This is a genomic window from Streptomyces sp. SID5910 (assembly GCF_009862125.1).
Taxonomy (GTDB): Bacteria; Actinomycetota; Actinomycetes; order Streptomycetales; family Streptomycetaceae; genus Streptomyces.
Map to the genome: position 1 here is coordinate 1 of NZ_WWHX01001002.1, position 11,937 is coordinate 11,937.

An 11,937-nucleotide genomic window follows, 5' to 3' on the forward strand; every position below is an offset into this window, starting at 1 on the left:
CGGTGGAGGCGTGGCTGTTCTCGATGACGTCGTGCGCGGACTCGGCCTGCGAGGGGTAGCCGGACAGGCCGCCCTTCATCTTCAGCTTCGAGAAGTCCTGGCGCCCGGTGAGCAGCTTGTGCACGTAGGACTGGTGGCCGGTGTCCCAGAGCACCTTGTCCTTCGGCGAGTCGAAGACGCGGTGCAGGGCGAGGGTGAGTTCCACCACGCCGAGGTTGGGGCCGAGGTGGCCGCCGGTCTTGGAGACGGCGTCGACGAGGAAGGTGCGGATCTCCTCCGCCAGCCGGCCCAGCTCTTCCAGGCTGAGCCGGTCCAGATCGCGCGGTCCCGTGATGCGGGTCAGCAGCGGCACCCGTGCCTCCTTGAAGTAGAGCTGTTGCCGGGCTCGTCGAGTCTAATGTTCCGCCCCGCCGGAACGTGTCCGGGCGGTGCGTCGTACATCACGCGTTCGGCTGTACCCAACGGTGGCAGCTTCTACGTCGCCGCGCGCCCTTTTTCCGATCTTCCCGGTTTGCCGGTCCGGGGTTGATGACCTCTTTACCCGGGCTGGTCCAGTCCCCTGGGCGGCACGTCGCGCGGGAGAGCGGTCGGGCGGGCGGCGGGATTGGTCTAGTCCCATCTTGGTCCAGACCATTGCGTCCCCCGAGCTCCGGGCGGTATCCCGATATCCGCAACACCCCAGCACAGCAAGGGAATCGGCGATTCACCCCCACTCACACCGGGACTGACATGAGACGCATGCGTTCCTTCCGCGCGGCCCTGACCGCGGTCGCCACCACGGCGGCCGCGGTGGGCCTCGCCCTGACGGGCACCGGCACGGCCGAGGCGGCGACCCCACTGCCGGACCACGTCTTCGCCCCGTACTTCGAGGCCTGGACCGGCGAGAGCCCCGCCGCCCTGTCCGCCCAGTCGGGTGCCGAGCACCTGACGATGGCCTTCCTCCAGACCGCCACCCCGGGCTCCTGCACGCCGTACTGGAACGGCGACACCTCGATGCCCGTCTCGCAGGCGACCTTCGGCGCCGACATCAGGACCATCCAGGCGAACGGCGGCGACGTCATCCCCTCGTTCGGCGGCTACACGGCCGACACCACCGGCACCGAGATCGCCGACAGCTGCACCGACGTCGCGCAGATCGCCGAGGCGTACAAGAAGGTCATCACGACCTACGACGTCACCCGCCTCGACATGGACATCGAGATCGACGCGCTCGACAACACCGCGGGCGTCGACCGCCGCAACAAGGCGATCAAGCAGGTCCAGGACTGGGCCGCGGCCAACGGGCGCGACCTCCAGATCTCGTACACCCTGCCGACGACCACCCGCGGCCTCGCGTCCAACGGTGTGGCGCTCCTGCGCAACGCCGTGAGCAACGGCACCAGGGTCGACGTCGTGAACATCATGACGTTCGACTACTACGACAACCAGCAGCACGACATGGCCCGGGACACCCGGACCGCCGCCCAGGGCCTGCACGACACGCTGGCGCAGCTCTACCCGGGCAAGGCCGACGCGGAGCTCTGGGGCATGGTCGGCGTCACCGAGATGATCGGCGTCGACGACTTCGGACCGGCGGAGACCTTCACCCTGGACAACGCCCGCACCGTCTACGACTGGGCCGTCGCCCAGGGCATCGACACGCTCTCCTTCTGGGCGCTCCAGCGGGACAACGGGAGCTGCGCGGGCGGCGCCGCGGCCGACAACTGCTCGGGCATCCAGCAGAACACCTGGGACTTCTCGCACGTCTTCGCGCCGTTCACCGGCGGCGGCAGCGTGCCGGGCAACGACTTCTCGCTCTCCCTCACCCCTGCCTCCGGCACGGTGACCGCGGGCTCCTCCGCGACCGCCACGGTGAGGACCGCGGTGAGGACCGGCTCGGCGCAGACGGTGGACCTCCGCGTGAGCGGCCTGCCGGCCGGGGTCACCGCGTCCCTGTCCCCCGCCTCGGTCACGGCGGGCGGCAGCTCGACGCTCACCCTGAAGACCACCGCGCAGGCCGTCTCCGGCACCTACTCGGTCACCGTCACGGGCACCGGCCCCTCCGGCAGCCACAGCACCGCCTACGCGCTGACCGTCACCGGCGGGAACGGCAACCAGTGCACGGCGGCCCCGTGGGCCTCGGGCACCGTCTACACGGGCGGCCAGCAGGTCTCGTACCAGGGCCACACCTGGAAGGCCAAGTGGTGGACGACGGGCGAGGAGCCCGGCACCACCGGCCAGTGGGGCGTCTGGCAGGACCTCGGCGCCTGCTGACGCACCAGCGACACGCGAGAAGCGGTCCGCCCGCCCCTCCCATGGCTCAGATGGGTGGGGCGGGCGGACCGCCGTCGACCGTGCGGCTAGGCGCGGCCGGCCGTCTTCTGTGTCTTGCGGGTGACCGCGTCGATGACGACGGTCGCCAGCAGCACGCCACCGGTGATCATGTACTGGACCGGCGAGGCGATGCCCTCCAGGGCGAGGCCGTACTGGATCGAGATGATGACCATCACACCGAGCAGCGCGTCCCAGGTGCGGCCGCGGCCGCCGAAGAGGGACGTGCCGCCGATGACCGCCGCGGCGATGACGTTCATCAGGAACTCACCGGTGCCCGCGCCCTGGTTGGCGGAGGCGATCTTCGAGGCGACGAAGAGGCCGCCGATCGCGGCGAAGGTGCCGGCGATCGCGAAGACCGAGATGCGGACCAGGTCGACGTTGATGCCGGCCCTGCGGGACGCCTCGACGCTGCCGCCGAGCGCGTAGATCTTGCGACCGTAGGCGGTGCGGCGCAGCACGAAGTCGGTGAACAGCAGGAACGCGAGGAAGATCACCACGGCCAGGGGCAGGCCCTTGTACTGGTTGAAGACGATCGCCACGGCGAAGGCCAGCACCGCCAGCAGCACCGTGCGCACGATGATCTCGTTCAGCGGCCGGGACGGCACCCCGGCCGACTCGCGGCGGCGGTTGTCGAAGAACGCGGTGAGGAAGTACCCCGCGGTCACGACGATCGCCAGGCCGTAGGCGGCGGCCACGTCGGTGAAGTAGTAGCTGGTCAGCTTGGCGACCACACCGTCGGCGTCCAGGTTGATGGTGCCGTTGCTGCCGAGGATCTGCAGCATGAAGCCCTGCCAGAACAGCAGGCCGGCCAGGGTCACGGCGAAGGCCGGGACACCGATCTTCGCGAAGACGGCGCCGTGGATCGCGCCGGCCACGGTGCCGGTGAGTATGGCGAGCACCAGGGCCAGGATCTCGTTCATCCCGTGCGTGACGTTCAGCACCGCGAAGGTGGCGCCGGCGACACCGCTGACCGAGCCGACCGACAGGTCGATCTCGCCGAGCAGCAGCACGAAGACGATACCGACGGCGATCATGCCCGTGCCGACCATGGCGATCGACATGTCGGAGAAGTTGCCGGCGGTGAGGAAGTTGGAGTTCAGGCTGGTGAAGATGGCCCAGATGATCAGCAGGCCCACGACGACGGGCATCGACCCGAGGTCGCCCGCCTTCATCTTGCGCTTGAACTCGCCGAGGTAGCCCGCGAAGCCCTGTTCGCGCACCAGCAGCCGGGGGTCGACCGTGGGGACCGCGGCGGAGGCGGCCTCGGGGTTGTCGACCGACTGGTCCCCGGCGGGGGTGGAGGTCTTGTCGATGCTCACTTCTTGATCTCCCCATTGGTGCGCGCCGCACGACGGGTCACGGCGTTGTCCGTGGCGCCCGTGATGGCGGAGATGATCTCTTCCTGCGAGGTCGACTTGACCTCGAAGACGCCGTTGTTGCGCCCGAGGCGCAGGACGGCGACCTTGTCGGCGACCGCCTTCACATCGGCCATGTTGTGGCTGATGAGGATGACGGCGTGACCGCGCTCGCGCAGCCGCTCGACCAGGTCGAGGACCTGCGCCGTCTGCTCGACGCCGAGGGCGGCGGTGGGCTCGTCGAGGATGACCAGCTTGGGCTCGCCGAGCATGGAGCGGGCGATCGCCACGACCTGGCGCTGACCGCCGGAGAGCGAGGCGATCGGGATGCGGACGCTGGGGATGCGGATGGACAGCGTGTCCAGCAGCTCGCGGGAGCGGCGCTCCATCTCCACCTCGTCCAGGACGCCGCGCTTGCGCAGCTCCCGGCCCAGGTAGAGGTTGCCGACGACGTCGATGTTGTCGCACAGCGCGAGGTCCTGGTAGACCGTCGCGATGCCCAGGCTCTGGGCGTCGTGCGGCCGGTTGATGGTGACGGCCCTGCCGTCCCACTCGATGGCGCCCTCATCGATCGGGTGCACGCCGGCGATCGTCTTGACCAGCGTGGATTTTCCGGCTCCGTTGTCGCCGACCAGGGCGACCACCTCACCGGCGTGGACCTCAAGCTCGACGTCGGTGAGCGCCTGGACGGCACCGAATCGCTTGGAGACCCCGCGCAACGCCAGCACGGGCGTAGCGGACACGTGAACCATCTCCTTCGCCGCCTGACCCGGCGGGAGGTTGTGCAGAAGTTTGGGGGGTGGTGGTGTTCCGTCCGGCGCCCCGCGTAGCTTGCGGGGCTGATGATGCGGGGCGCCGGAGGAAGCTTCGTGCAGCCGTTCCCGCACCCGCCGGGCGGGTACGGGGGACGGGACTGCCTACTTGAGGCCGATCTTGTCGCAGGCGGCCTTGTACTTGCCGGCGCAGATCTCGTCGATCGTGTAGAAGCCGTCCTTGATGACGGTCTCCTTGATGTTGTCCTTGGTCAGCGAGACGACCGGGACGATGACCGCGGGGATGTCCTTGGTGGTGCCGCTGTCGACCTTGCCGTTGGAGAGGCCGTCCAGCGACTCGCCCTTGGCCAGCCGGACCGCCATCTCGGCGGCGACCTGGCCCTCCTGCGGGTAGGACTTGAAGACGCTCATGTACTGCTCACCGGTGACGATGCGCTGCACACCCGCCAGCTCCGCGTCCTGGCCGGTGACCGGGACGTTCGTCAGGCCGGCCGCCTTCAGGGCGGTGATGATGCCGCCCGCCATGCCGTCGTTGGCGGAGTAGACGCCCTGGATCTTGTCCTTGCCGAGGGCGGAGATGGCGCCCTCCATGTTGGCGTTGGCGTTCTCCGGCTTCCACTCCTTGGTGTCGTACTCGCGGCCGACGGACTTCACCTTGCCGTCGAGCGCGGCGTGGGCGCCTTCCTTGAACTGGGCGGCGTTCGGGTCCGTGGAGGAACCGTTCATCATGACGATCTGGCTGTCCTTGGCCTTGTCGCCCAGCGCCTTGAGGAGCGCCTCGCCCTGCGTCTTGCCGACGGTGACGTTGTCGAACGAGGTGTAGGCGTCGATCGGGCCCTCGGCGAGGCGGTCGAAGGCGACGACCTTGATGCCGGCGTCCTTGGCCTTCTTCACCGACCCGGCGATGGCCTTGAAGTCCACCGCGTCCAGGATCAGCACGTCGACCTTGTTGGTCACCATCGTGTCGACCTGCTGCGACTGGAGCGTGGCGTCCTGCTTGGCGTTGGCGTAGATCACCTCGCCCTTGTTGTTCGTCAGCTCCTTGACCTTCTTCTCGATCACGGGCTTGTCGAACTTCTCGTACCGCGCGGTCTGGTTCTCCGGAAGGAGCAGACCGACCTTGATCGCGTCGCCCTTCTTGGCGGCGGAGTCGGACGAGTCCGCCTTGTCGCCGGACTCCTTGGCGCTGCCACAGGCGGCGAGCGAGACGGCCATCGCGGTGGCGGCAACGGCAACAGCGGCACGACGCATACGCGTGTTCACTTCAGAAACCTCCCTGACGAGGCCGCGTCGTTGCGGCCGAGGTGGCTGGAAGTCAACTCGGCCACACGTGCGACGTCAAGAAGTAAATCCTTAACGAGATGGCAACGGTGCCATCCGTTCTCTAAGTGAAGGCAGGGGTGGCGGCCGGCAGGGCGGCGGTCGCGGTTCCGTCCAAAAGCGTCGAATCGCCCATCTCGCTGAGGGCGAGGGCGAGCGCCCCCAGGACCTCCGCACGGCCCCCAAGTGCCCCCGGAAGCACGGAGAGTTGACGCGCGGCGCTGGGGATGGCGTAGCGGCCCACGGACTCCCTTATGGGGCCCAGCACCAGCTCACCGGCCTCGGCGAGATCGCCGCCGAGGACCACGCGGCTGGGGTTGAGCAGGTTGCAGAGATTGGCGACTCCGCTGCCGATGTGCCGGCCGACGTCGGCGATCACGCGACGGCAGCCCGGGTCGCCGTCGCGTGCCAGCCGCACGACGCCCTCCATGGTCAGGTCCGTGCCGTGACCGGGCTGGAGCAGCGGGAGCACATAGCGTGCGGCCGCGAAGGTCTCCAGGCAGCCGCGGTTGCCGCAGCGGCAGACGGGACCGGCCTCGTCCAGGGTGATGTGCCCGATCTCCCCCGCGGTGCCGCCGGGCCCGCGGTAGATCTTGCCGTTGATCACCAGGCCGGCTCCGACACCGCTGGCGACCTTGATGTACGCCAGGTCGCGCACCCCCCGGCCGCTGCCCCAGACCAGCTCGCCCAGGGCGCCGAGGTTGGCGTCGTTGTCCACGTGCACGGGCACGCCGAGCCGCCCCCGCAGCTCCTCGGCGGGCCGGGTGCCGCCCCAGCCGGGCAGGATGGCGGTCGAGCCCAGCGTCCCCGACTCCACGTCGATCGGGCCGGGCACGCCGAGACCCACGCCCGCGATCTTGGACCGGTCCACGCCGGTGGCCTCGATCAGCCTGCTGACCAGCTGTTCCGCCCGGTCGAAGCCCTGCGCCGAGGACGCGTCGACGTCCAGCGGCTCGGACTCCTCGGCGAGCACCTGGTGGGCGAGGTTCCCGACCGCGACGCGCAGATGCGTGTGCCCGAAGTCGACGCCGATGACGATGCCGGCGTCCCCGCTCAGCGAGACGCTGCGGGCCCGGCGGCCGCCCGCCGAGGTGGGCGTGACCTCGACGGTCCCGCCGTCCTTCAGTTCCCGGACGATGTTCGAGACCGTCGCCGCGGACAGACCCGTCGTCCTCGCGATCTCCGCCTGCGTGAGCGACCCGGCGAGCCGTACCGCTCGTACGACCCGTTCCAGGTTGGCTCGGTGCAGCGACGACTGCGACCCGGGAGTCTCCACGACGACCTCCTGCGCACGGGGCCGCTTCGATGAGACCCCGTCTATGTCCAACTAGTGAACTCTAAGCTGAGCCGTTCGGGTCGCCTCCCGTCAAGAGGTTGAACCGCATCCGGGTGCCCCGCACACGCACACGTATGCCGCCCCCGGTGCTCCGGGGGCGGCGTGCGCGGGGGCCGGCGGGGGGTTACTTCAGGGCGCCCGCCGTGAGGCCCTGGACCACCTGGCGCTGGAAGATGATGTACGCGGCCAGCACCGGCAGCATCGCCATCACGAGGCCCGCGAAGAGCCCGGACCAGTCGCCCTTGTAGCCCTGGCTGACCGCGAGTTGGACCAGTCCCTGGGTGAGGACGTGCTTGTCCGGGTCGGTGTTCAGCACGGTGGGCAGCATGTACTGGTTCCACTGCCCCAGGAAGTTGAAGATCCCCACGCTGATCAGACCGGGCTTGGCCATCGGCAGCATGATCTGGAAGAACGTCCGGGTGTGGGACGCCCCGTCCACGAACGCCGCCTCCGCCACCGAGCTCGGCAGGGTCCGGAAGAACCCGGTCAGGAAGAACACCGTGAAGGGCAGCGAGTAGGCGATGTAGACCAGGATCAGCCCGTGGATGGTGTTCAGCAGGCCCATGTTGTCCACCACGTAGAACAACGGGACCAGCGCCAGCATGATCGGGAAACTCATGCCGCCGATGAACAAGTAGTAGATGAACCGGTTGCCCGGGAAGTCGAAGCGGGCGAGCACGTAGGCCGCCATGGAGCCCAGCACCAGGGTGCCGACGAGCGAGCCGCCGACCACCAGGACGGTGTTGAGGAAGTAGTCGCCCATGTGGGCCTGGGACCAGGCGCGCGACCAGTTGTCGAAGTTCAGCTTGTCGGGCAGCGACCAGGGCGAGCCGAAGATGGAGGCGTCGTCCTTGAAGGAGGTCATCACCGCCCACACCAGCGGCATCCCGACCATGATCGCCCAGATGACGAGGACGCCGTGGGAGAAGACGTTGAGGGTGGTGCCCTCCTTCTTGCCCTTGGTGAGTCCGCCGGGCGGGGTCTCGGTCTTGCGGACCACGGGGCCGGGGCCGGCCGGTACGGGCGCGGGGGTCTCGGTCGTCTTCATGATCAGAACTCCAGCCGCTCGCGCCGGCCCAGTCGCATCACGACGGCGGCGAAGGCCAGCGTGACGACGAGCAGGGCGACGCCGATCGTGGTGGCGTAGGCGGCCTGACCGTCACGGAACGCCTTCTGGTACACGTACAGGACCATGACGGTGGTCGAGTAGTCGGGGCCGCCGGGGCCGGTCGTCATGATCTGTACGACCGCGAACGACTCGGCGCCGAGCGCGAGGATGCCCATGTAGACCCAGCCGGACTGCACGGTGTCCCACAGCAGCGGCAGGGTGACCTTGAAGAAGGTCGTCGCGCGGTTCGCCCCGTCCAGCAGCGCGGCCTCGTACAGCTCCGCCGGGATGGACGCCATGCCCGCGGAGAACAGGACCACGAAGAAGCCGACCGTGGACCAGACGAGCACCGCCATCACGCACCACAGCGCCAGGTTCGGATCGCCCAGCCACAGCGGCTGGACCGACTCGAGACCGATGCCGCGCAGCAGCGAGTTGATCGCGCCGCTGTCCGGGTTGTACGCGAACGCGAACAGCAGGGCGACGATCGCGATCGAGAGCACCTGCGGGAAGAAGTAGACGATCTTGTAGAAGCCGGAGCCGCGGACACCGGTCACCACCGGCCCGCCGCGGCGGTGGCGTCCGCCCACGTTGATCATGAAGGAGAAGAACAGCGCCAGGCCGAGCGTCACGAGCGGCACCAGCAGGGCGAACATCACGCTGTGCTGCAACGACTTCCAGAAGATGTCGTCGTCCAGCATCCGCGAGTAGTTGTCGAAGCCGACCATCTTGAACTCGGGACTCAGTCCCGTCCAGTCCGTGAACGAGTAGTAGATGGACTGGATGAACGGCCAGACGACGAAGAGCGCGTACAGTCCCAGGGGAACCGCCAGGAACCCCACGATGAACCGGTACTTGCCGTGCTGCATTGCTACCGACCCCGATCTGCGCGCGGGTGGCGCCGCCGGGGCCCGGCCGGCGACGGGGTGCCGGCCGGGCCCTGGTGACACGTCCTCACTGGTGCTTGTAGTGCTTGACCGAATCGTCCTTGGCCGCCTCGTCGGCGAAGCCCTGGATCTTCTTGATGGCCTCGGCCGGGGTGAGGCGGCCGGCCATCATCTCGCCCAGGCCGGAGACGCCGATCTTCTCCTTCTGGAGCTGCACGTACCAGTCCTGGAGGCGCGGGTTCACCACGTTGGTGCCGGCCAGGTCCAGCGCCGCCACACCGGCCTTGAGGCCCGGGGTGAGCTCGATGCCGTCGGTGCCGCCGTTGTAGGCGGTGAGGGACTTCACCTTGGAGGTGAAGTTCTTCGAGGACGCCTCGCTCAGCATGATGCGCAGCTGCTCCATGCCGCCGGCGCCGTTGGCCGCCTTCGCCGGGACGATGAAGGGCTCGCCGCCGGACGCCCAGATGGTGCCGAAGGGCATCTTGTCGGAGGAGTCGATGCCGGGCGGGGCGGAGACGGTGACCTGGAAGTCGTCCGGGATGACGTTGGCGGACTCGTTCTCCACCCAGGAGCCGTTCGGGAGGAACAGGGCGTCGCCCTTGGCCCACGCGGTCTGCGACTGGATGTGGTCCAGGCCGGGGGTGCCCTTGAGGATGTAGCCCTTCTTGTACAGCTCGTACCAGGCCTCGAAGACCGTCTTGACCGCCGGGTGCTTCCAGGCGTTCGGCTCCAGGTTGTCGATGGCGTCGAGCACGTCGGCGCCGCCCACCTTGCCGATCATCGGGTACATCGAGAAGGGGATGTAGTACGGGTACTTGCCGGCGTACGTCCAGCCGGCCATGCCCTTCTTCTTCGCCTTCTCGCACACGGCGAGCATCTCGTCCCAGGTCTTCGGGTACTCGGCGTCGAGCGAGTCCAGGGCCTTCTGGGAGTACCAGTTCCCGTACACCGTGTAGGCGTAGTAGAAGATCCAGACCTTCTCGCCGTCGAACTGGCCCATCTCCACGATGCCGGGGCGCAGCGTGTCGCGGACCTTCTTGGCCGGGTCGTCGTAGGACGGGGCGTCCAGCAGCGGGGTGAGGTCGGCGAGCTGGCTCTTGCCGACCAGCACGCCCATGTCCATCTGCTCGGCGCCGGAGTTGTCGACGAGGTCCGGCGGGTTGCCGCCGTTGAACCGCGGCTGGAGCGTGGACTGGATCTTCTGGGTGGCGGCGAACTTCACCTTGGCCTTGGGGAAGCTCTTCTCGTACAGCTTCACGGCGTCCTCGGCGTACTCCTTGCCGAAGCCGCCGTCGAAGAGGACGAATTCCATCTGGGCGGTCTCGTTGACGGCCAGCGGGTTCTTGGCCGTCTTCTTGCCGGACTCGGCCTTCTTCTGGTCGTCGCCGCCGCCGCTCGCGCAGGCGGACAGGAAGCTCATGGCCGGAACGGAGATCAGGCCGAGCGCGGCGGACCGCTTGATCAGATCGCGGCGGCCGACGCCCGTTCGGTTGTTCTCGGCGGAAGTGGATCCCATGCTCAAGTCCTCGCCTTCTCCAGGACTCAGGCGGTGAACCGGATCCTCCCCGGCACCGCGATCGGGTCACGCTGGGTCGTGCAGGAAGTGCGGATACTGCTGTACGGGCGCCCTGGCGGTGTGCTTTCGCGGTTCCCCCCACGGATCCCCCGGTGGCCGACAGGTATAGTCCACTTCCGGCCGACGGAGCAAGATCGAATGCATGGTTCCCGGCACGTCTTTTCCGAGTTGAGACCTGGCGGAAATATGGGCGGACTGTGTGTCCCCTGAAGGAAATCCCGCGGGCACCGGACCCGGACGCCACAGGCAACACCCTTGACATCACTGGCCTCTTCACGCGCTACTGTTCCTTGCGCTGCGAATTTGACAACGTTGTCCATTTCCTCGGAAAGCGCTTCCGGGGAGCGCACGGAGGGTGCTGGGGCATGCGGTACAGAGTTCGGCACAGATGGGGCCCGGCGGTCGTGCTGACGACCGCCTTCGCGGTGGCGGTGGGATCGCAGGGGGCCGCGGTGGCGCTGCCCGCGGCGCCCGCCGCCGCCGACCGGGAGTTCGCGTCCTCGTTCGAGGCGGACGACCCGGTTCCGGACTGGCTCAACACGGTGGAGACCGCCCCGGACGGCGGCAAACGCGCCTCGGGCGTCGACGGCGGCTACAGCACGGGCATCCCGGGCAATGTCACCGACCACGTCACCGGAGTACGGGCGAGCGACGAGAACACCGGCGGCGGCGAGGTGAAGGAGAACCTCGTCGACGGTGAGCCGAGCACCAAGTGGCTGACCTTCGAGCAGACCGGCTGGGCCGAGTTCGACCTGGACAAGCCGGTGAGGATCACCCGGTACGCGCTCACCTCGGCCAACGACCACGGCGAACGCGACCCGGCGGACTGGACGCTCCAGGGCTCGGCGGACGGCGAGAGCTGGCAGACGCTCGACAGCCGCGCCGGGGAGTCCTTCGGCGAGCGGTTCCAGACGAAGACGTACGACCTCGCCGAGGCGGCCGAGTACCAGCACTTCCGGCTGGAGGTCACGAAGAACAACGGCGGCGACATCCTCCAGCTCGCCGACGTGCAGCTGTCCACCGGCGACAGCGACACGCCCGTCCCCCAGGACATGCTCTCGCTCGTCGACCGCGGCCCGAGCGGCTCGCCGACCGCCAAGGCGGGCGCCGGCTTCACCGGCAAGCGCGCCCTCAGGTACGCGGGCCGGCACACCGGGGACGGCCGGGCCTACTCGTACAACAAGGTCTTCGACGTCAATGTGAAGGTCGACCGCCGGACCGAGCTGTCGTACCGGATCTTCCCGTCGATGGCGGACGGCGACCTCGACA

10 protein-coding genes are annotated in these 11,937 nt (G+C 68.5%); 2 read left to right on the top strand and 8 right to left on the bottom strand.

The genetic code is table 11. The annotated features are described in order from the left end of the window. A partial coding sequence (locus GTW67_RS35575; RefSeq protein WP_346010822.1) for a 1-deoxy-D-xylulose-5-phosphate synthase N-terminal domain-containing protein occupies positions 1 to 352 on the bottom strand: 352 nt, incomplete at its 3' end. A 377-nt stretch (positions 353 to 729) separates the two neighbouring features. On the opposite strand from GTW67_RS35575, the gene GTW67_RS35580 reads away from it, so the two are divergent. Beyond that, entirely contained in the window at positions 730 to 2,253 is a 1,524-nt protein-coding gene (locus tag GTW67_RS35580) for a chitinase (protein ID WP_202438139.1), read from the top strand. A gap of 86 nt (positions 2,254 to 2,339) precedes the next feature. On the opposite strand, the gene GTW67_RS35585 is transcribed toward GTW67_RS35580, so the two are convergent. The 7 genes from GTW67_RS35585 to ngcE all read right to left on the bottom strand — a co-directional run bounded on the left by GTW67_RS35585 (position 2,340) and on the right by ngcE (position 10,608). Then, positions 2,340 to 3,632, bottom strand: coding sequence for an ABC transporter permease subunit (locus tag GTW67_RS35585; RefSeq protein WP_161168840.1), 1,293 nt, complete (start codon positions 3,630 to 3,632; stop codon positions 2,340 to 2,342). Continuing rightward, a complete protein-coding gene (locus tag GTW67_RS35590) occupies positions 3,629 to 4,420 on the bottom strand; it encodes an ATP-binding cassette domain-containing protein (RefSeq protein ID WP_161168841.1) in 792 nt (263 codons plus the stop codon). The genes GTW67_RS35585 and GTW67_RS35590 overlap by 4 nt, the downstream gene beginning before the upstream one ends. A 165-nt stretch (positions 4,421 to 4,585) precedes the next feature. After that, positions 4,586 to 5,692 (bottom strand): ABC transporter substrate-binding protein, encoded by a 1,107-nt coding sequence (locus GTW67_RS35595; RefSeq protein ID WP_161168846.1) that lies wholly within the window; start codon positions 5,690 to 5,692, stop codon positions 4,586 to 4,588. Positions 5,693 to 5,825: 133 nt separating this feature from the next. Further along, the gene (gene rok7B7 / locus GTW67_RS35600) at positions 5,826 to 7,037 is read right to left on the bottom strand and encodes an ROK family transcriptional regulator (RefSeq protein ID WP_161168842.1); all 1,212 of its coding nucleotides are present in this window, start codon (positions 7,035 to 7,037) and stop codon (positions 5,826 to 5,828) included. A gap of 184 nt (positions 7,038 to 7,221) precedes the next feature. Next, positions 7,222 to 8,145, bottom strand: coding sequence for a carbohydrate ABC transporter permease (locus GTW67_RS35605; protein WP_161168843.1), 924 nt, complete (start codon positions 8,143 to 8,145; stop codon positions 7,222 to 7,224). 2 nt (positions 8,146 to 8,147) lie between these two features. Next, positions 8,148 to 9,074 carry a carbohydrate ABC transporter permease gene (locus GTW67_RS35610; protein ID WP_161165589.1) on the bottom strand — a complete coding sequence of 309 codons (927 nt, stop codon included), beginning with the start codon at positions 9,072 to 9,074 and terminating at the stop codon, positions 8,148 to 8,150. An 85-nt stretch (positions 9,075 to 9,159) separates the two neighbouring features. Beyond that, positions 9,160 to 10,608 (bottom strand): N-acetylglucosamine/diacetylchitobiose ABC transporter substrate-binding protein, encoded by a 1,449-nt coding sequence (gene ngcE / locus GTW67_RS35615; protein ID WP_161165588.1) that lies wholly within the window; start codon positions 10,606 to 10,608, stop codon positions 9,160 to 9,162. Positions 10,609 to 11,033: 425 nt separating this feature from the next. Between ngcE and GTW67_RS35620 the strand changes: the two genes are divergently transcribed. Beyond that, a partial coding sequence (locus GTW67_RS35620) for a discoidin domain-containing protein (RefSeq protein ID WP_161168844.1) occupies positions 11,034 to 11,937 on the top strand: 904 nt, incomplete at its 3' end.

What these genes read in the sequence shown, in the direction of transcription:
- GTW67_RS35580 (WP_202438139.1), top strand. Translation starts at nt 730, where the DNA reads ATGAGACGCATGCGTTCCTTCCGCGCGGCCCTGACCGCGGTCGCCACC.
- GTW67_RS35590 (WP_161168841.1), bottom strand. Translation starts at nt 4,420, where the DNA reads ATGGTTCACGTGTCCGCTACGCCCGTGCTGGCGTTGCGCGGGGTCTCC.
- GTW67_RS35595 (WP_161168846.1), bottom strand. Translation starts at nt 5,692, where the DNA reads ATGCGTCGTGCCGCTGTTGCCGTTGCCGCCACCGCGATGGCCGTCTCG.
- GTW67_RS35605 (WP_161168843.1), bottom strand. Translation starts at nt 8,145, where the DNA reads ATGAAGACGACCGAGACCCCCGCGCCCGTACCGGCCGGCCCCGGCCCC.
- GTW67_RS35610 (WP_161165589.1), bottom strand. Translation starts at nt 9,074, where the DNA reads ATGCAGCACGGCAAGTACCGGTTCATCGTGGGGTTCCTGGCGGTTCCC.
- ngcE (WP_161165588.1), bottom strand. Translation starts at nt 10,608, where the DNA reads ATGGGATCCACTTCCGCCGAGAACAACCGAACGGGCGTCGGCCGCCGC.